Origin of the sequence: Kribbella sp. C-35, from assembly GCF_046549195.1 — a bacterium.
Classification (GTDB): domain Bacteria; phylum Actinomycetota; class Actinomycetes; order Propionibacteriales; family Kribbellaceae; genus Kribbella.
On sequence record NZ_JAJPWG010000006.1, the window covers coordinates 313,395 to 331,764 of the forward strand.

Annotated in this window: 19 protein-coding genes; 8 read left to right on the top strand and 11 right to left on the bottom strand. The window is 68.3% G+C overall.

The genetic code is table 11. The features are described 5' to 3' along the window. Positions 1-2 precede the first annotated feature (2 nt). From ACLJOO_RS36195 to ACLJOO_RS36215, 5 genes are all read right to left on the bottom strand, one after another. The gene (locus ACLJOO_RS36195) at positions 3-1,319 is read right to left on the bottom strand and encodes an RNA polymerase sigma factor (protein ID WP_410792190.1); all 1,317 of its coding nucleotides are present in this window, start codon (positions 1,317-1,319) and stop codon (positions 3-5) included. A gap of 192 nt (positions 1,320-1,511) precedes the next feature. After that, positions 1,512-2,132 carry an HhH-GPD-type base excision DNA repair protein gene (locus ACLJOO_RS36200; protein ID WP_130385813.1) on the bottom strand — a complete coding sequence of 207 codons (621 nt, stop codon included), beginning with the start codon at positions 2,130-2,132 and terminating at the stop codon, positions 1,512-1,514. A 1-nt stretch (position 2,133) separates the two neighbouring features. After that, positions 2,134-2,562, bottom strand: coding sequence for a universal stress protein (locus tag ACLJOO_RS36205; RefSeq protein WP_327634693.1), 429 nt, complete (start codon positions 2,560-2,562; stop codon positions 2,134-2,136). A gap of 353 nt (positions 2,563-2,915) precedes the next feature. After that, positions 2,916-4,394 carry a glutamate--cysteine ligase gene (locus tag ACLJOO_RS36210; protein ID WP_410792191.1) on the bottom strand — a complete coding sequence of 493 codons (1,479 nt, stop codon included), beginning with the start codon at positions 4,392-4,394 and terminating at the stop codon, positions 2,916-2,918. Between the two features lie 91 nt (positions 4,395-4,485). After that, on the bottom strand, positions 4,486-5,247 hold the full coding sequence (locus tag ACLJOO_RS36215) for an MBL fold metallo-hydrolase (protein ID WP_410792192.1): 762 nt from the start codon (positions 5,245-5,247) through the stop codon (positions 4,486-4,488). A gap of 36 nt (positions 5,248-5,283) precedes the next feature. On the opposite strand from ACLJOO_RS36215, the gene ACLJOO_RS36220 reads away from it, so the two are divergent. Further along, complete coding sequence (locus tag ACLJOO_RS36220; protein WP_410792193.1) at positions 5,284-6,642, top strand: DNA polymerase IV; 1,359 nt, start codon at positions 5,284-5,286, stop codon at positions 6,640-6,642. Beyond that, the gene (locus ACLJOO_RS36225) at positions 6,632-7,564 is read left to right on the top strand and encodes a hypothetical protein (RefSeq protein ID WP_410792194.1); all 933 of its coding nucleotides are present in this window, start codon (positions 6,632-6,634) and stop codon (positions 7,562-7,564) included. Before ACLJOO_RS36220 ends, ACLJOO_RS36225 begins: the two co-directional genes overlap by 11 nt. Here the strand turns inward: ACLJOO_RS36225 and ddaH are convergent. Genes ddaH through ACLJOO_RS36255 form a run of 6 tightly spaced genes read right to left on the bottom strand, consistent with a single transcriptional unit; the run spans position 7,533 to position 12,285 of the window. Further along, a complete protein-coding gene (gene ddaH, locus ACLJOO_RS36230; protein WP_410792195.1) occupies positions 7,533-8,294 on the bottom strand; it encodes a dimethylargininase in 762 nt (253 codons plus the stop codon). The two genes, ACLJOO_RS36225 and ddaH, sit on opposite strands and share 32 nt — an antisense overlap. Positions 8,295-8,312: 18 nt before the next feature. Beyond that, a complete protein-coding gene (locus ACLJOO_RS36235; RefSeq protein ID WP_410792196.1) occupies positions 8,313-9,044 on the bottom strand; it encodes an MBL fold metallo-hydrolase in 732 nt (243 codons plus the stop codon). Next, positions 9,041-9,427, bottom strand: coding sequence for a YccF domain-containing protein (locus tag ACLJOO_RS36240; RefSeq protein ID WP_410792197.1), 387 nt, complete (start codon positions 9,425-9,427; stop codon positions 9,041-9,043). The genes ACLJOO_RS36235 and ACLJOO_RS36240 overlap by 4 nt, the downstream gene beginning before the upstream one ends. Further along, positions 9,424-10,278: an alpha/beta fold hydrolase gene (locus tag ACLJOO_RS36245; protein ID WP_410792198.1), complete on the bottom strand. Its 855-nt coding sequence runs from the start codon at positions 10,276-10,278 to the stop codon at positions 9,424-9,426. The genes ACLJOO_RS36240 and ACLJOO_RS36245 overlap by 4 nt, the downstream gene beginning before the upstream one ends. Then, complete coding sequence (locus ACLJOO_RS36250; RefSeq protein WP_410792199.1) at positions 10,250-11,386, bottom strand: saccharopine dehydrogenase family protein; 1,137 nt, start codon at positions 11,384-11,386, stop codon at positions 10,250-10,252. Before ACLJOO_RS36250 ends, ACLJOO_RS36245 begins: the two co-directional genes overlap by 29 nt. Positions 11,387-11,394: 8 nt before the next feature. Beyond that, complete coding sequence (locus tag ACLJOO_RS36255; protein ID WP_410792200.1) at positions 11,395-12,285, bottom strand: SDR family oxidoreductase; 891 nt, start codon at positions 12,283-12,285, stop codon at positions 11,395-11,397. A gap of 74 nt (positions 12,286-12,359) precedes the next feature. Between ACLJOO_RS36255 and ACLJOO_RS36260 the strand changes: the two genes are divergently transcribed. The 6 genes from ACLJOO_RS36260 to ACLJOO_RS36285 all read left to right on the top strand — a co-directional run bounded on the left by ACLJOO_RS36260 (position 12,360) and on the right by ACLJOO_RS36285 (position 18,331). Beyond that, the gene (locus tag ACLJOO_RS36260) at positions 12,360-12,971 is read left to right on the top strand and encodes a TetR/AcrR family transcriptional regulator (RefSeq protein ID WP_410792201.1); all 612 of its coding nucleotides are present in this window, start codon (positions 12,360-12,362) and stop codon (positions 12,969-12,971) included. A 6-nt stretch (positions 12,972-12,977) separates the two neighbouring features. After that, positions 12,978-13,451: a hypothetical protein gene (locus ACLJOO_RS36265; protein ID WP_410792202.1), complete on the top strand. Its 474-nt coding sequence runs from the start codon at positions 12,978-12,980 to the stop codon at positions 13,449-13,451. Positions 13,452-13,461: 10 nt separating this feature from the next. Further along, the gene (locus tag ACLJOO_RS36270) at positions 13,462-14,265 is read left to right on the top strand and encodes an exodeoxyribonuclease III (RefSeq protein ID WP_410792203.1); all 804 of its coding nucleotides are present in this window, start codon (positions 13,462-13,464) and stop codon (positions 14,263-14,265) included. Between the two features lie 9 nt (positions 14,266-14,274). Further along, positions 14,275-14,985, top strand: a complete 711-nt coding sequence (locus ACLJOO_RS36275; RefSeq protein WP_410792204.1) for an alpha/beta hydrolase — start codon at positions 14,275-14,277, stop codon at positions 14,983-14,985. Positions 14,986-15,017: 32 nt separating this feature from the next. After that, on the top strand, positions 15,018-17,102 hold the full coding sequence (locus ACLJOO_RS36280; protein ID WP_410792205.1) for a S9 family peptidase: 2,085 nt from the start codon (positions 15,018-15,020) through the stop codon (positions 17,100-17,102). Positions 17,103-17,371: 269 nt separating this feature from the next. After that, positions 17,372-18,331, top strand: a complete 960-nt coding sequence (locus tag ACLJOO_RS36285) for an RNA polymerase sigma factor RpoD/SigA (RefSeq protein WP_130385833.1) — start codon at positions 17,372-17,374, stop codon at positions 18,329-18,331. The last annotated feature ends 39 nt before the right edge of the window (positions 18,332-18,370 follow it).

Consider the following 18,370-nt stretch of genomic DNA (forward strand, 5'->3'; position numbering starts at 1 on the left):
CATCAGTCCAGGTAATCCCGGAGGACCTGCGAGCGCGACGGGTGCCGGAGCTTCGACATGGTCTTGGACTCGATCTGGCGGATCCGCTCGCGGGTCACGCCGTACACCTTGCCGATCTCGTCGAGCGTCTTCGGCTGGCCGTCGGTGAGACCGAAGCGCATCGAGACCACACCGGCCTCGCGCTCGGACAGCGTGTCGAGGACCGCGTGCAGCTGCTCCTGGAGCAGCGTGAACGAGACGGCCTCGGCCGGCACGATCGCCTCGGAGTCCTCGATCAGGTCACCGAACTCGGAGTCGCCGTCCTCGCCGAGCGGCGTGTGCAGCGAGATCGGCTCGCGACCGTACTTCTGCACCTCGATGACCTTCTCCGGGGTCATGTCGAGCTCCTTGGCGAGCTCTTCCGGAGTGGGTTCGCGGCCGAGGTCCTGCAGCATCTGCCGCTGGACGCGGGCGAGCTTGTTGATGACCTCGACCATGTGCACCGGGATGCGGATGGTGCGGGCCTGGTCGGCCATCGCGCGGGTGATCGCCTGCCGGATCCACCAGGTCGCGTACGTCGAGAACTTGTAGCCCTTGGTGTAGTCGAACTTCTCCACCGCGCGGATCAGACCGAGGTTGCCCTCCTGGATCAGGTCCAGGAACAGCATGCCGCGGCCGGTGTAGCGCTTGGCCAACGACACCACCAGGCGCAGGTTGGCCTCGAGCAGGTGGTTCTTGGCGCGCCGGCCGTCCTCGGAGATCCACTCGTACTCGTCGCGGACCTTCTCCTTGAGCTTGGCGGCCTCGTCGGCGGTCTGCTCCTCCGCGAACAGGCCGGCCTCGATCCGCTTGGCGAGCTCGACCTCCTGCTCGGCGTTCAGCAGCGGGACCTTGCCGATCTGCTTCAGGTAGTCCTTGACCGGGTCCGCGGTGGCTCCCGCGACCATCACCTGCTGCTCGGGCTCGTCGGTCTCGTCGGCCTCGGAGACGATGAAGCCCTGGTCCTCGGTGAGCTCCTTCTCCAGCGGCTTCACCGCTTCCGGGCTGAAGTCGGACTCGTCCACGTCGTCGAGCGCGCGCGGCTTGCCGGTCTTCGGGTCGATCGCCAGACCCGCCTCGGACACTGCCTTCTTCGCCGTAGCCTTCTTGGCAGCGGCCTTCTTCGCGGGGATACCGTCCTCCTTGGTGCCGGCGGCCTTCACCGCCGCCTTCTTCGCGGCCGCCTTCTTGGCAGCGGGGTCGGTCACTCGGGCGCTGGTCCTCGGAGCCGTGCTACGGGCCGTGGCGGCCACGGTCCGGGCCGGCTCGGCGGGAAGATTCTCGGACGAGCTGGACGACACGAATTACCTCTCGTCTGACGCAGGGTTTGTACGACGGTACGACGTTGTGTTGCTGAGTCTTGGGGTACTGCGGTTCGCGGCTGCTCGCTGGTCAGGCGGCGGCAACAGTCCATTGTAATCCGCGAACCAAGCCCAAGCGTCGCGCGACCCCCCGCTGACGTCATTTCAGGGGGGCCGCCGCCGTCGATCGTCTCACCCGTTGCGGGTCTGCCGTAGTGGACGCGCCACCACCCGCTGCCGAACCATCTGCTGCTCCTGCTTGAACTGCCGCACCTTGACCAGCGACGCCACGTCGATGACGTCCGCGACCGACTTGAACGCGCCGTCCTCGCCGTACGGCTCGGAGGCTTCGCGCCAGCCGCGCGGCCGGACCTTCAGCTGCTTGCCGAGCAGTGCGACGAAGATCTTCGCCTTCTGCGCACCGAACCCCGGCAGCGCCGACAGCCTGGCCAGCAGGTCGTCCCCCGATTTCACGTCGGACCACAGGCCCGACGCGTTCCCTGCGTACTGGTCGTCGAGGTGCTTTGCGAGCGTCTGGATCCGGGCCGCCATCGCGGTCGGGAACCGGTGCACGGCCGGCGGACCGGCCACCACCTCGACGAACGCGTCCGGGTCGTAGTGCGCGACCGTCTGCGGGTCGAAGGGACCGATCATCCGCTTCGAGATCGCGACCGGGCCGGCGAACGCCCGCTCCATCGGAATCTGCTGGTCGAGCAGCATGCCGACCAGCAGGGCGAACGGATCTCTGCTCAGCATCTCGTCGGCGTCGGGCTGCTGCGCAAGGCACAGCTTCCTGCTGCGTGTCGAAGTCACCTCAGTCCTCCTCCCCATCTAACAACTCAGGCTCGGCCTTCACGGCCAGCACCGGACACGGAGCATCGAGCAGCACCCGCTGCGCGTTGCTGCCGAGGATGAGCTTGCCGACCGGGGAACGGCGCCGCAGCCCGATCACGATGAACTCCGCATGCACCTGCTCGGCGACGGCCACCAGGTCCTCCGCCGGGTCCAGGCCACGCACCAGCTGCCGCACCTCGTACGGCACACCGGTCGAGTCGAGCTGCTCCCGTACTTCCGTCAATGCGGCGTCACTCGCCGCAGCCTCGTCGCTGTCGAAGCTGCGCCCACCTCGGTGCGAGTTCACCACCACCAGCTTGGCGTCTCGCAGCGTTGCCTCCTCCGCTGCGCGCCGAAGGGCCGCACGGCCTTCCGCCTTCGGCACATAACCCACGACGATGGTCGTCATCGCCCTGCCTCACCTCCGGGTGTGTGTCGACCCGTCTCGAACGATACTGCTCCCGACCGCAGTCGGCATCCGCTGCATTTGCACCTGTTGTGTCGCACCGGTGACGGAGGGCTGCCGGTGCCCGGGTCCTACCCGCGGCGGGCCCGCCTAACCTTCCGGTGGCCACACCTTTGCAGGGCTGTCACCAAATGCGCCACCCCTGTAGTCCGGGTCGTTATCGAACTCGCCCGGAAACCGTCGATCCCGTTGCCTTGGGCAAGCGCGAACGGGTTCCGCCAGAAGGACCGGGGTTCCGCGACCACGGTCTCCGCACTGTCCTACGTTGTCCTGCGTATACCGGCGTACGAACCGGTTCAGTCGACCGGCCATTCGTGCACCGGCGTGTTGTCGTGCATGTGGTCGCGGTACCGGCGGAGCATCCCGCGCAACGCGTCCTTGCGGCCGTGCGATCCCTTTGTATACAGGCGGTGGAACTCGTCGGCCTGCCACGACGCACCGTTGCGGCCGGTCAGACAGCGCTGCTCGATGATCCCGAGCAGGCGGTCCCGTACGGCGACGTCCACGCCCCACGCGTCGAGGCCGCGAACCGCCAACGGGAGCAGGCGTCTGAGCACCAGCTCGGTCGCACGCGCCGTACCAACGCCGGGCCAGAACACCTCTGCCTCGATGCCGTTGCGGGCCGCGTTGTGGAAGTTCTCCTCGGCGGCGCTGAACGACATCTGCGACCAGATCGGCCGCTCGTCGTCGGCCAGCGCGCGCACCAGCCCGAAGTAGAAGGCGCCGTTGGCAATCGTGTCGACCACGGTCGGGCCGGCCGGCAGGACACGATTCTCCACGCGCAGATGCGGCTTCTCCCGGACAACGTCGTACACCGGCCGGTTCCAGCGATAGATCGTCCCGTTGTGCAGCCGCAACTCCGAAAGGGCCGGCGTGTCACCGCGGTCCAGTACGGCGATCGGGTCCTCGTCGGAGGTGACCGGCAGCAGCGCCGGGTAGTACCGCGAGTTCTCCTCGAAGAGGTCGAAGATCGAGGTGATCCATCGTTCACCGAACCAAACCCGCGGCCGGACGCCCTGCGTCTTCAGTTCGTGCGTGCGCGTGTCGGCAGCCTGTTCGAACAACGCGATGCGCGTCTCGCGGAGCAGCTCCTTGCCGAACAGGAACGGCGAGTTCGCGCCGACGGCGAGTTGTACGCCGGAGATCGCCTGCGCCGCGTTCCAGTACCGCGGGAACGCCTCCGGTGTCACCTGGAGATGGAACTGCGTCGACGTACAGGCGGCCTCGGGGACGATGCTGTCCGCGGTGACCTGCAGCCGTTCGACGCCGTCGATCGAGATCTGCACGTCCTCGCCGCGGGCGGCGAAGATCTGGTCGTTGAGCAGCGCGTACCGCGGGTTGGTGCTGAGCGCCTCGCGGCGGATGTGCTCGGTGAGCAGCGTCGGCAGGATGCCGATCACCACCATCGAGGAGCCGGTCCGGGCGGCCTTGTCCTCGGCAGCGTTCAGGCTCTCCCGGATGCTCGACTCCATGTTGTCCAGACCGAGTCCGTCGATCTGGCCGGGCGGCACGTTGATCTCGATGTTGAACTGGCCGAGCTCGGTCTGGAACGCGTCGTCCTCGATCGCGCTCAGCACCTCGGAGTTCTTCATCGCCGGGTCGCACCGCTCGTCGACCAGGTTCAGCTCGATCTCGATCCCGGTCATCGGCCGCTCGGGCGCGAACCGGTCCTCGCGCAGCATCCGCGCGAAGGCGTCCAGATTGCGGTGCACCTGCTCGCGGAACGCGGTCCGGTCCGCCCGGGTGAACTCGACCCGGTCGACTTCCTCACCCATCAGCGCCTCCCCTGGTGGCTCCCCCAGCTAGGACATGGCCTCAGTGTGCACGAAGGTGCCCGTTGATGGGCGGTTCAATCGCGTCGTGGACTCAGACCGGGTACACGATGAAGTCGTCGCGCTCGATCCGCACCGGCTCCTCCCCCGCCCCGGCGACGACCTCGGCCAGCTCGGTCAGTACGTCGGGACGCAGCTGGAGCACGTGCTCGTCCGGGTGCCTGGCCTCGCCCATCTCGTAGTCCTGCCCCGGCGTGCTCGTCAGCTCGATGTGCGCGCCCAGGATCCACTCGACCGGATTGCCGTCAGCAACAAACGCCGCGAGCCGCGCGACGCTCGCGCGGAACGCCGGCCAGTCGAAGACGTACAGCCGCCCCGGGTAGAGCGAGTCGCCGCTCAGCAGCAGCCGCGTGTCCCGGTCGTACACCGCGATGTGCGACGCATGGTGGCCTGGAATCGGCAGTACGTCGAGCACCCGTCCGCCGAGGTCGACCTGCACCACGCCGTTCGGCCAGTCGGCGAACCCGAAGTACGCCGCGACCTCCTCGGCGGACCTGCCGACGGGCTTGTCGAACTCGCCGTCGCCGCCGACGTGGTCGCCGTGGCCATGGGTGTGCGCGACGACCAGGTCCCGCTCCCCCGCCAGCTCCTCGATCAGCGGTCGCAACGGCACATGCCCGGTGCCGGTGTCGAGCAGCAGCGCGCGCTCCTCACCGAGCAGCAGGTAGAGGAACGGGCCCTCGAAGTTGGTGCGGAGCGACTGGCGGATGATCGCCGTGCGCTCGTCGTACCAATGCACCTGATGGTCGGGAGTGGACGGATCGGTGCCGTCGTCCCACTGCTCGGGGAAGGTCATGCGGAAATTGTCGGTGACGGCAGGGACACTGGGGTCGTGCGAGGGGATCCGTCGGTGCTGCATGTCGATCTGGACGCGTTCTTCGCGGCGGTCGAGCAGCGGGACAAGCCGTCACTGCGGGGCAAGCCCGTGGTCGTCGGCGGCATCGGCGTGCGCGGGGTCGTGTCCACCGCGTCGTACGAGGCACGCAAGTACGGCGTGCGGTCGGCGATGTCGACGGCCGAGGCGCGATCGCGTTGCCCGCACGCGGCGTACCTGAGCCCGCGCTTCGAGGTCTATCGGCAGAGCAGCCGAGCCGTGATGGCGGAGATGCGGGCGTTGTCGCCGCTGGTCGAGCCGCTGTCGCTGGACGAGGCGTTCATCGACCTGGCGGCGAGTGGGCTGACCGGGCTGACGGTCGAGGACGTGCAGGCGATCGCGGACGATCTGAAGGCGGCGATCCACAAGGTGTCCGGCGGGCTGACCGCGTCGGTCGGTGCGGGGACGTCGAAGTTGATCGCGAAGATCGCCAGCGATCTCGACAAGCCGGACGGCGTGGTCGTCGTACCGGCCGGGACCGAGGCCGAGTTCCTTGCGCCGATGCAGGTCACGGTGATCCCGGGCGTCGGCCCGGCGACCGCACAGCGGCTGAGCATGGCCGGCGTCCGCACCGTCGCGGACCTGCAGCAGCTGGACGAGGACGAGTTGATCCGCCAGGTCGGATCCGCGCACGGCTCCAGCCTGCACCGGCTCGCGGTGGCGGCCGACGACCGGCCCGTCGTCAGCGATCGGGAGACCAAGTCGGTCAGCGTCGAGGACACGTTCGAGACCGACATCATCGACCGCGCGCTGCTGACCGCGATCAGCGACCGGATGGCGCACCGCGTCGCCGAGCGCCTGCAGAAGGCGCAGCTGTCCGGCCGGACCGTCACGGTCAAGACGCGGATGCACGACTTCACGACGCACACCCGCTCGTCGACACTGGCCGGACCGACCGACGACGCGCGGGTGGTCGCGCGGGTCGCCCGCCGGCTGCTCGAGGAGAGCGACATCGGCGGCGGCATCCGATTGCTCGGCGTAGGCGTCTCGTCACTCGCCGACTGGATCCAGGACGACCTCTTCACCGAGGGCGAGCACGCCGAGAACCCGGTCGAGGTGGTCGAGCTGCCGGCCCGGCCGCGGGACCAGCTCGGATTCCATCCCGGTCAGGACGTCGCGCACCCGGACTACGGCCGCGGCTGGGTCTGGGGCTCGGGACGCGGCCGTGTCACGGTCCGGTTCGAGACCGCGGACACCCCGCCCGGCCCGGTCCGGACGTTCTCCGTCGACGATCCGGCGCTGACAAAAGTGCAGCACACCGGTGCGGATGCAGACGAAGAACCCGAAACTCAGCAGAATGTGTCGAATGAGGGATGAGCGGCGGGGGGTGTACCCGTTCTGTGCTGCGTGCACGGCAACGTCCGAGGTCTGGCGCGCCGCCGAGGTAGCGGGACCGACGGGTGGCCGGTTCTACGGGCACCGCGACGTGTGCGAGAACTGCGGGTCGTCGGTGCGGACGCTCTACAACACGGTGCTGTGGCTACCGGTGTCGAAGGTCGGGCGGTTCCGGATCATTCCGACCGGGGGTCGCACGTACATCGGCCGCAAGGTGGTCGATCAGCCGGTGCAGACCGTCGTACGGCGGGAGCCCGTGTCGGCGATCGTGCATCATCCAGAGCTCGACGGCGCCCCGGCGTACAAGCAGGCCGAGGCGTACTGGGCCGAGAGTGAGCCCGGGCAGGCGTTGCCGTTCTACCAGTCGGCGCTGGCCGAGCGGGAGCAGGTGCTGGCGGCTGACGACCCGGCGACGTTGCGGGTCCGGTTGCGGGTGGCCCAGGGACTGTTGGCGACCGCGAACTACGGGCGGGCGATCGCCTGGTTCGAGTTGGTCACGCCGCAGCTGGTCGAGGTGTTCGGGCCGCATCACGAGCTCACCCGAGCGGCGACCGAGGCCATCACCGGCGCACGGTTGATGGTCGGTGGTCCGCGGTCGGAGGCTCAGTTGCTCGCGGACATCGTCGCGGCCGACGGGGTGGTGGACGACGATGCGCAGTTGTTGCGTGATCGGGCCGCGCTCGGGAAGGCGTTGCTCGCGTGCGGCGACATCGCGGAGGCGGTCGAGGCGCTGACCCAGGTCGTCCGGGACGCTCCGCCTGGTCATCCGGATACGGCGATCTACCGCACGGCACTGGTGGAGGCGTGCGGAGTCGCCGAGGCGCGAGGGAAGAGACGCGACGTGCAGCTCGCCGAGACCGCGCGACGGTTGCTCAGCGGCGCAGACGCACCGACAAGCACGTGACACAGCCCTCGAGCTTCTCGAACTCGCTGATGTCGACCACGACCGGCCGATAACCCAGGCCCTCGAACAACTGCGCCGACTTGGGCGCCGACGCCGCCATGAGCAGCTGGTCGTCATTCAGCAGTACGACGTGCGCGCCCGCTTCCTCGGGCACCGCACGGAACTTGTCGAACGCGGCTGGGTCGTCGACGAGCGGCTCGTATCCGACGACCGTGCCGTCGGGTAGTGCGGTCACGGCCGACTTCAGGTGCAGCACTTTCTGCACCGGGACCGCGCGCACCTCCGCACCGAGTGGTGCGAACGCTTCGCGCAGTTGCTGGATGCCGGCCGCGTTCGTTCGGCCGCCCTGCCCGACGTAGATCGTCGAGCCGATCTTCAGTACGTCGCCGCCGTCGAGCGTCCCGGGCTCGTTGATCTTCGCGATCCGGTACCCCTGAGCCGCGACGGTCTCCTCGGCCGCTGCCGCCTCCGCGCGTCGCTCGTCCGCGCCCGCCCGGGCGATCACCGCGAGGTCGCCGTACACGACCATCGTGTCCTCGATGAACACGCTGTCGGGGCACTCGTCGATCGGCGGTACTTCGACTGTGCGCCAGCCGGTGGCGTGCAGCGCGTCGACGTACCGCTGCCATTGCTCGAACGCCAGGCCGAGATCCACCGGCCGGCGCTCGATGTGCGTGACGAGACCTTCGGCGAGCCGCGTGCTCGGGCGGCGGATCAGGGCTGTCGGCATGACCGCAGGTTATCCGGGCTAGAGCGTCAGCGTGAGACCTTCTTCGGCGGCGATCACTTCGCCGGCGAACACTCGCTTCGCCTCTGCCACGGACACTGATCGATCCGAGCCCGGCCAGAAGTGCGTCAGCAACAACCGCGACGCTCCCCGCGCACCCTCGGCCGCTTCCGCGGCAGTCATCACGTAGCGGGGCTGGGTCTGCGGTGCCGGGCCTTGCAGCGTGGCATCGGAGATGAAGAGATCAGTTCCGTCGGCCAGTCTCGCGAGGTCAGGCGACGGGCCGCTGTCTCCCGTGTAGGCGATCGAGACGCCTGGCGCTGTCAGCCGTACGCCGAGATTCGTCTTGTAATGCGGCAGTTCCACCGTCAGAACGTCGAACGGCCCGATCCGCGTCGTCGACGCCAGGTCGTGGACGGCGAAGACGTCGGCCGGGTCCGGGTGTGGCTCGAGTGCTCGCAGTACGTCGAGTACGCCAGGTGCGCAGTGCAGCGGAACCGGGGGTGCGCCCGGCGCCTCGTAGTACCGCACGCGGGCGAGACCGCTCACGTCGACGCAGTGGTCCGGGTGCTGGTGGGTCACGACGACCGCGTCGACCTCGCCCTTAGGACCGTGCTCGAGCAGTCGCGGCAGGGCGGCGTACCCGAGATCCAGGACGACCCGGAAACCGTCGTACTCCAGCAGGAATCCCGCGCAGGCCCGGCCGGCCTCCGGCCAGGCGCCGCAGGAACCGAGGACGGTCAGCGACCTCACGCGAACGGCCGATCCGTCGGCACGATGTGCTTGCCGAGCGGAACCAGCGAGACCGGGATCAGTTTGAAGTTCGCGACACCGAGCGGGATGCCGACAATCGTCAGGCACAGCGCGATGCCGGTGGTCAGATGGCCGAGCGCGAGCCACCAGCCCGCGACGACGATCCAGATCAGGTTGCCGATCAGCGCGCCCGCTCCGGCGCTGCGCTTGTCCACGATGGTCCGCCCGAACGGCCACAGGGTGTACGCCGCGATCCGGAACGACGCGATCCCGAACGGGATCGTGACGATCAGCACGCAACAGATGATCCCGGCGACCGCGTAACCGACCGCCAGCCAGAACCCGGCCAGAACCAGCCAGATCAAGTTGAGGAGCGTCTTCATGTCCTCCAGCGTGCCACCTGGCCGGTGTGTTCCAGGACTAGTTGCGCGACAAGTCCGGGATCGTTCCGGGGCATCCAGTGGCCACCCCTGATCACCTTGACCGTGAGGTTCGGGGCCCAGCGTGCGATGTCGGTCTGCAGCGGGGTGGTGACGAACGGGTCGGCATCCGGTGACACCGCGAGCACGGGTACGTCGGTACGTCGTTGCGCCGGGCGGAGGAGCCGTGGGACGACGTTCGCGCGGTAGAGCTTGATGCCGTTCACGTAGTCGCCGAGAGAGCGGTTGTCGTCGGGTTGCTGCTTCTCGAGGCGACTGAAAGCGCGGTGCGCCCAGCCTTTCCGCCAGCCGAGCTCTGGGAGCCATGGGAGGTGGAAGTAGAAGATGTACCAGGAGTGGATGAGCTGCTTGAGCGTCGCAAGAGAGCGCTTTCTGAGGAAGTAACCGGCGTGATCGAGTGACGGGCCGGAGATGGACGTGAAGGAGGCGATGCGGGGTTGCAGTTCTGGCGCGGTGACGAAGTGCCAGGCCTGGATGGAGCCCCAGTCGTGCGCCAGCACGTGCACCGGCCTGTCGGGCGACACCTGGTCGATGACCGCCCGGAAGTCCTCCTGCAAGCGGTCCAGTTTGTACGCCGCGTTGCTGGCCGGATGGTCGGATTCGCCGGCACCACGGACGTCGTACGCCACCACCTGAAAGTCGTCGGCGAGCAACTCAGCCACCGGCTCCCAGAGCGACGCGTTGTCCGGGTACCCGTGCACACAGACCAGCACTGGAGCTGCGCTGTTGTTGTAGTTGTAGACGGCGAGGGTGGTGCCGTCTTGGCTAGTAGTTGTCGACTTCGAGGGTGGCAAAGGTCATCCCCGCTTTCACCAGGCGCTCGCGCAGAGCGGGTCCCATGGCCGCGGCCGTCGTGGTCTGGCCGGCGGTCTCCGGCAGATCGTCGAGCGCCAGACAGAGAGCGCTCTCCCCGAGCATCTTCGCGGTCTCGTCGTACCCGGGATCCCGGCCCGCGACCTCGGTGATCACCTGCTTGCCGCCGCCGCGGCCGACGAACCGCACGTTGAACCACGACTTCGCCCGGCGTTCCGCACTCGGTCCGTCACCGGGCTGGAGCCGCTTCAGCAACGCGTTCCGGACCGGCGGGACCTGGGCGCCCGTGATCAGCAGACCCACCCCACCGATGCCTGCGGCAACAGTCGGGAGATGCTTCACCGCGGCGTAGTGCGAGTACCGGAAGTCCGGCCCGTAGCGATCGAGCAGCCGGCCCGAGTACCCGACGATCTGTGGATCGATCGTCGGCAGCGGAACCGCCCAGAACCCTTGCTGGCGGTGGATCTTCCCGGCAACCGCCCGCGCCCGCCGGTCCGCCGGCCGGGGCTCGGCCGCACGCCGCGCCCGGTGCGCGTCCAGGTTCTGCTTCGGCCGCGAGAACGCGGTGATTGCGGTGTGGAACGTGCCACCGGACGGGCGGCCACCGGCTCGGACCAGTCCGTCGACCTGGATGGGCACGTTCTGCGGTAGTTGTTCGACTGTGTACTGCACACCGAGGTCGTACGGGATCGAGTCGAAGCCGCACGCGTGGATGATCCGGGCACCAGTCTGCGTCGCGCGCTCGTGGTAGCGCACGTACATCCGGTCCAGGAACTCCTGCTCGCCGGTCAGATCGAGATACCCGGTCCCGGCTTCGGCGCACGCGGCGACGAGCGGCTCGCCGTACTCGACGTACGGGCCGACGGTGGTGGCGACGACCTTGGTGGACTCGGCCAGTTCGCGCAGCGAGTTTGCGTCGGTCACGTCCGCGACGAGGATGTCCCGGCCGAACCGCTCGAGCTTCTGTTTGTTGCGTCCGGCAACGGCCCAGCGCAGGCCCTGCGGTGCGTTCTGCTCCAGGTACTCCGCGGTGAGCGCTCCCGTGAATCCGCTCGCCCCCAGCAGGACAACGTCGTACTCGCGGCTCATTTCTGCACTCACCTCTGCGCAGCCTCGGCGTCCGCCAGACCGCCGGCGCCGCTCGGTCGCGAGGACGTCTCGGCGCCGCGTGCCTGGACGTCGGCCAGCGCCGCCGCGTCCGCCTTCGGCACGCTGAACCGCGACCCGGCCTCGATGACATGCGGGATCACCCAGCGGAACACCTTCAGCGCGCCGATCCAGCCCGGCACGTGAACGGTGCGAGAGCGCTTTCTGATGCCCTCGACGAACTTGCCCACCGCGAACTCCAGCGAGTACGTCTTGCCCACTCCCGGGATCCCGGTCCGCACCTTGCCGAACACCGGGTGCGCGTCGACCCCGCGCACCATGTCGGTGTCGACGAACGTCATGTGCGCGACGCCGACCCGGACACCGAGGTGCTTCAGCTCCGGCCGCAGTGTGTCCCCCATCGCCTCGACTCCGGCCTTGGACACGTTGTACGACGCGAGGCCCGGGATGTGCACGATCGCGGCGAGGGACGAGACGAGCAGCAGGTAGCCCTTGCTCTCCAGCAGATACGGCAGCGTCAGGTGCACCGTGCGCCAGACGCCGATCAGGTCGACGTCCAGAACGCGCTCCCAGACCTTCGGGTCCATGCTCCGGCTGAAGCCCGGCGCGGCGATTCCCGCGTTCGCCATCACGACGTCGATCCGGCCGTACCGCTCGGCGATCGCCTCGACCGCGGTCCGCAGCGAGTCCGTGTCGGTGACGTCGGCCTCCCACCAGCCGGCGTCCGGGCCGCAGTCCTCCGCGACCTTCTTCAGCTCGTCAGGCTCCAGGCCGACCAGCGCGAGCTTCGCGCCGTCCTGCGCCAACTTCCGGGCGACCGCGGCGCCGATCCCCCGGGAGGCGCCGGTGATGAGCACGACTTGACCGGCCAACGGACGCATCTGGGACCTCCAGCTTGTTGAGTGGGTACTCAACAGTAAGTGCTTGTTGACCGAATACTCAATAGACTGGCGGTATGAGCCAGACCTCCTCCTCCGGTGCCCGGTTGCGGCCCGATCAGCGGCGCGCGCAGATCCTCGCGGCCGCGCGCCGGGTGCTGCTCGCGGACCCGCACCGCGAGCTCACGGTCGAGCTCGTCGCCGCCGAGGCCGGCGTCTCCCCCGCCCTGCTGTTCCACTACTTCAGCTCGAAGAAGAAGTTCCAGTACGCCGTCATCGAGGAGGCGGCCGCCGAAGTCATGCTGCGCACCGCCCCGGACCCGTCGCTGCCTCCCGACGAGCAGCTGCGTGCCGGGATCCGCGCGTTCGTCCGCGCCGTACTCGAGGCTCCTCAGCTGTACCGGGCGACGCTGCTGATGTCGGCCGCCGGCGACCCCGAGATCAGAGCGCTGCACTCCGACCTCCGCCGCGTCTTCAGCCAGTGGGTGATCAGCGCGGTCGCTGAGCGTGGCATCGAGATCACCCCCGTCGTCGAGCTCGCGTGCCACGGCTGGCAGGGTTACGTCGAACAGACCCTGCTGGTGTGGATCGACCACCCGACCGTCTCGCCGGAAGCCCTCGAGCATCTCTGCGAGCAGTCCTTGGACGCCATCCTGTCGACAACCAGCCTCACGCCGACCTCCGAGTGAGTGTGAATGAACAAGTTCTTCCTGACGGTTCATGTTCTTGCCGCGATCCTCTGCGTCGGTCCGGTCACCGTCGCGGCCAGCATGTTCCCGCCGATCGCCCGCAAGATGCTGAGCTCCGAGACGTCAGCGACGCCGGTTGCGGGCGGGCTCGACGTACTGCACCGGATCACCCGGGTGTACGCGTGGGCCGGCCTCGCCGTACCGGTCTTCGGGTTCGCGGTCGCGGGCGGCATGCAGGTGATGGACGAGGCCTGGCTCATCGTCTCGATCGTCCTGACACTGGCCGCCGCACTCGTGCTCGCGTTCCTGGTCGTGCCGGCGCAGTCCGCCGTACTCGCGGTCGCCGACCAGGCTGCCGAGGCGCGGAGCGGGATGCTGTCAAAGGCGAAGTTGCTGTCGATGACGAGCGGGATCTTCAGTCTGCTCTGGGTCGTCGTCCTGGTCCTGATGGTGGTCAAGCCGGGGCACACCAAGGGGTAGGGTTTCGGCCGTGCTGACGGTTGCCACGGTGAATGTGAACGGGATCAGGGCCGCCTTCCGGCGCGGGATGACGCCGTGGCTGGAGAGCACGGATCCGGACCTGTTGCTGATGCAGGAAGTTCGCGCGTCGGACGACGTACTGCGGGAGCTCCTGGGCGGCGACTGGAACGTCGCGCATGCCGAGCCCGCGATCGACGGGCACAAGGGTCGCGCGGGCGTCGCGGTCGCGAGCCGGCGGCCGATCAAGGACGAGCGCGGCGAGATCGGCCCCGAGCGGTTCGCCGGGACCGGGCGCTGGGTCGAGGCGGATGTGGTGCTGGACGACGGTACGACGTTGACCGCGATCAGCACGTACGTGTTCACGGGCGAGTTCGAGACCCCGCCGCGGCAGGAGGAGAAGTACGCGTTCCTGGACGCGATCACCGCACGGCTGACGGAACTGCGGGCGGACGGACGGCATGTACTGATGTGCGGCGACCTCAACATCGCGCACCGCGAGGAAGACCTGAAGGCCTGGAAGGCGAACCGCAAGAAGAGCGGCTTCCTGCCCGAGGAACGCGCCTGGCTGGACCGCCTGTTCGAGGCCGGCTGGGTCGACCTCGGCCGGCGCTTCGGTGGCGAAGGCCCCGGCCCGTACTCGTGGTGGTCCTGGCGCGGCAAGGCCTTCGACAACGACGCCGGCTGGCGCATCGACTACCAGATCGCCTCCCCCGAACTAGCCGCCTCCGCCACCACCTGCGTCGTCCACCGAGCCCCGACGTACGCCGAACGCTGGAGCGACCACGCCCCGGTGGTGGCTACGTACGACGTCTAGGGTGGCGGCGTGCCAACAGATCCGCCCTTCGTCCTGCCGACCCCGGACGTCAGCCACGCCACCCATGAGGATCTTGAGCTCTACCTCCCGACCAGTTCTGAGCCGTCGCCTGCAGTTCTGCTGATCCACGGAGTTCCGTACTCCGCTGAGGGCAGGGAACTCCCCAGCGCGTGGCAGATCTACCGCGGTTACGCCAGCCAACTGGCCGACCGGGGCTGCGTCGCGACCGTTGTTGATCACAGCCCCGATGGACTGCCCGACCAGGACCGCTCCCTGACGGCCCTGTCGAAGGCGATCGCCGCTGTGCGGGCGCACCCGCGCGTGGATGAAAGCCGCGTCGCCCTGTGGTTCTTCTCCGGCGGCAGTCCGCTGTCGGCCGGCTTCCTGCAGAGTCCCCCGGACTGGCTGCGGTGCATCGCCCTGACCTACCCGGTCCTCGGCGACTCCGAACTCGTCACCATCCGCGGCGTACATCCGATCGACGCAGTCGCCGGCGCCCGAGACCTCCCGCTCGTGATGACAGTCGTCGGCAACGAACTGCCGGACGTGGCCCTCACCCAACCGCCGTTCATCGAGGCGGCCCGGGCGGCCGGGGTCGACCTCGAGCTCATCGAAGTACCTGACGGCCGGCACGGTTTCGACGTACTCGACCACACCGAAGAGTCGCGCCGGGCGGTGGCAGCTGCGTTGTCGGCGGTGACGGAACGCGTGCGGTCTTAGGCCTTGTCCGGGGGCGCGGGTAGTCTCGCGGCATGTCTGAGATTTCTTCTTCTGTGACGCCGCCGGTTGCTGCGCGGAAGCCGGTTGAGCGGGTGCATCACGGTGATGTGTTCGTGGACGAGTACGAGTGGTTGCGCGACAAGAGCGATGACGAGGTGCTGGGGTACCTGCGCGCCGAGAACGCGTACACCGAGGCGCGGACGGCGCACCTGGAATCGTTGCGTGAGGCAATCTTCAAGGAGATCTCGGATCGGACGCTGCAGACCGACCTGAGCGTGCCGGCGCGGCGCGGCGGGTTCTGGTACTACTCGCGCACGATCGAGGGCAAGCAGTACTCGCTGCACTGCCGGGTCAAGGTGGACGGCGACCAGCCGCCGGCGACGGACGGCGAGATCGCCGGCGAAGAGGTCATGCTGGACGGCAACGAGGTGGCCGGCGACTCCGAGTTCTTCTCGCTCGGCACCGTCGACGTGTCCCCCGACGGCCGCCTGCTGGCGTACTCGGTCGACCTCAAGGGCGACGAGCGGTTCACGCTGCGGATCAAGGACCTCGACACCGGTGAGCTGCTGCCGGACGAGCTGCCCGAGGTGCACTACGGCTCGGCCTGGTCCGCCGACGGCTCGACGATCTTCTACACGAAGGTCGACGACGCCTGGCGCCCGTACCAGGTCTGGCGGCACACCCTCGGCGCCACTGACGACGTCCTGGTCATGGAGGAGCCGGACGAGCGCTTCTGGGTCGGCGTCGACCTGACCCGCAACGAGCAGGCGATCATGATCGCGCTCGGCAGCAAGCTCACCAGCGAAGTCTGGCTGCTCGACGCCCAGAACCCGACGGGCGACCCGGTCGTGGTCGCGGCCCGCCGCGAGGGCGTCGAGTACGACGTCGAGCATGCCGGCGGCCAGCTCCTGATCACCCACAACGCCGACGCCGCGAACTTCTCGCTGGCCTCCGCGCCGCTCGACTCCCCCGGCGACTGGACGACGCTGATCGAGGGCGACGAGACCAGCCGTCTGCTCGGCGCGGACGCGTTCGCCGACCACGTCATCCTCTACCGGCGCCGCAACGCGCTCACCGAACTCGCGATCATGCGGCGCACCGCAGAGGGTTTCGGCGATCCCGAGGTACTGGAGTTCGACGAGCCGATCTACACCGTGTCCCCCGGCCGCAACGACGAGTGGCATGACACCCGGTACCGCTTCGGCTACACGTCCCTCGTCACTCCAGGTTCGACGTACGACGTGGATGTTGCGACTGGTGAGCGGCGACTGCTCAAGCAGCAGCCAGTGCTCGGGGACGTGGACCTCACCGCCTACACGCAGTACAGAGAGTGGGCGACCGCGCCGGACGGGACGAAGGTGCCGATCTCGATGGTCGCGCGCAAGGACGTCGCGAAGGACGGGAACGCTCCGGTCGTGCTGTACGGGTACGGCTCGTACGAGACGTCGGTCGACCCGTGGTTCTCGATCCCGAGGCTGTCGTTGCTCGACCGCGGCGTGGTGTTCGCGATCGCGCACATCCGCGGCGGCGGCGAGCTCGGCCGGCACTGGTACGACGACGGCAAGATGCTCACCAAGCGGAACACGTTCACGGACTTCGTGGCGGCCGCGGAACACCTGGTGCAGGCCGGCTGGACCAGGCCGGAACGGATCGTCGCGCAGGGCGGCAGCGCCGGCGGACTGCTGATGGGCGCGGTCGCCAACCTGGCCCCGCAGGCATTCGGCGGAATCGTCGCGGAGGTCCCGTTCGTGGACGCGCTGACCACGATTCTCGACCCGTCACTGCCGCTCACGGTGATCGAGTGGGAGGAATGGGGTAATCCGCTCGAGGACCCAAAGGTCTACGAGTACATGAAGTCGTACTCGCCGTACGAAAACGTCACCGCGCAGCACTATCCGCGCATCCTGGCGATCACCAGCCTGAACGACACCCGGGTGTTCTTCGTCGAGCCGGCGAAGTGGGTGGCGAAACTCCGGGCGACCGCGACCGGTGACACCGACGTACTGCTCAAGACCGAGATGGACGCCGGGCACGGCGGCCGCAGCGGGCGGTACGACGCCTGGCGCGAGATCGCGTTTTCGCTGTCGTGGGAGCTCGACACCCTCGGGCTGAGCTGACACCAGCTGACCCAGCCGGGAATATCCGCCCCCGGACGTGTGTTGTGCAACACATCCGGGGGCACCGGAACACGATGATTCTGGACGAATTCTCAGCTTCCGCAGCGCGTGTTGTGCCGAATAGTCCCGTCAGCCTGAGGGACACCGGTTTCCAGCGCGAAATCGCTGCCAGGAACTCTCAGGGAACGTTCAGGGTGTTTACACACTCGTCCTGGAATCTTGAACCCTACTCGAGCGTTGCTCTCCATGTAACGACGAAGGGAGTTTCGGTGGCTCGCATGGCTCGTGTCCGGTCCACGGACGACGGTATCGACGGCAAGGACAGCGTCGGTCTCTACCTCGAGGAGATCGCTCGCACTCCTTTGCTGACGGCTGAGGAAGAAGTCGAGCTCGCTGAGACGGTCGAAGCAGGACTCCTCGCGGAGCAACTGCTGGCCGAGGGGCGGGTTGGACGTAAGAAGGGCGGAGCGCCCAAATATGCCACGGAGGAGGAGCTGGAGTGGCTGGCCGAAGAGGGCCAGCGCGCGCAGCAGCGGTTCGTGACCGCCAACCTCCGGCTCGTGGTGTCGATCGCCCGCCGCTACGGGCGGTCCCAGATGCCCTTGCTGGACCTGGTCCAGGAAGGCAACACGGGACTGATCCGCGCGGTGGAGAAGTTCGACTACCGGAAGGGTTTCAAGTTCTCGACGTACGCGACCTGGTGGGTGCGGCAGGCCATCACCCGCGGTATCGCGCAGCAGGCCCGAGTGGTCCGGCTGCCGGTGCACGTGGTGGAGCAGCTGAACCAGATCGGGTCGGCACGGCGCACGCTGGAGCGCAAGCTCGGGCGGGAGCCGGAGATCGACGAGATCGCAGCCGAGCTGAACCTGGATCCGGAGCGGGTCACCGAACTGATCCGCATCGGCCGGGACCACATCAGCCTGAACAGCCCGGTCGACGACGAAGGTGAGACCTCGCTGGGTGACCTGATCGCGGCCGAGACCGCGCCGGGTCCGGACCAGCTGGTCGCCGACGCGTCGGACCGTTCGGGCCTGTTCAGTCTGGTCGACCAGCTCGACCCGCGGTCGGCGGACGTGATCCGGCGCCGCTACGGTCTGCACGACGGCCGCCAGGCCAAGCTGGCCGACATCGGCGCGGTGCACGGCATCTCCGCCGAGCGGGTCCGTCAGATCGAGCGCGAGGCACTGGGCCGCCTCCGCCTGATGGCAGACCCGACGCTGGCCGCGTAACACCCACCCCGAAACCCCTCAGGACCCCCGAGCCACGAT

Bases quoted from the DNA above. Each gene is read 5' to 3' on its own strand.
- ACLJOO_RS36250 (WP_410792199.1), bottom strand. From the start codon at position 11,386: ATGAGCCGCGAGTACGACGTTGTCCTGCTGGGGGCGAGCGGATTCACG.
- ACLJOO_RS36260 (WP_410792201.1), top strand. From the start codon at position 12,360: ATGAGCCAGACCTCCTCCTCCGGTGCCCGGTTGCGGCCCGATCAGCGG.
- ACLJOO_RS36210 (WP_410792191.1), bottom strand. From the start codon at position 4,394: ATGGGTGAGGAAGTCGACCGGGTCGAGTTCACCCGGGCGGACCGGACC.
- ACLJOO_RS36280 (WP_410792205.1), top strand. From the start codon at position 15,018: ATGTCTGAGATTTCTTCTTCTGTGACGCCGCCGGTTGCTGCGCGGAAG.
- ACLJOO_RS36215 (WP_410792192.1), bottom strand. From the start codon at position 5,247: ATGACCTTCCCCGAGCAGTGGGACGACGGCACCGATCCGTCCACTCCC.
- ACLJOO_RS36240 (WP_410792197.1), bottom strand. From the start codon at position 9,427: ATGAAGACGCTCCTCAACTTGATCTGGCTGGTTCTGGCCGGGTTCTGG.
- ACLJOO_RS36255 (WP_410792200.1), bottom strand. From the start codon at position 12,285: ATGCGTCCGTTGGCCGGTCAAGTCGTGCTCATCACCGGCGCCTCCCGG.
- ACLJOO_RS36265 (WP_410792202.1), top strand. From the start codon at position 12,978: ATGAACAAGTTCTTCCTGACGGTTCATGTTCTTGCCGCGATCCTCTGC.
- ACLJOO_RS36205 (WP_327634693.1), bottom strand. From the start codon at position 2,562: ATGACGACCATCGTCGTGGGTTATGTGCCGAAGGCGGAAGGCCGTGCG.
- ACLJOO_RS36225 (WP_410792194.1), top strand. From the start codon at position 6,632: ATGAGGGATGAGCGGCGGGGGGTGTACCCGTTCTGTGCTGCGTGCACG.
- ddaH (WP_410792195.1), bottom strand. From the start codon at position 8,294: ATGCCGACAGCCCTGATCCGCCGCCCGAGCACGCGGCTCGCCGAAGGT.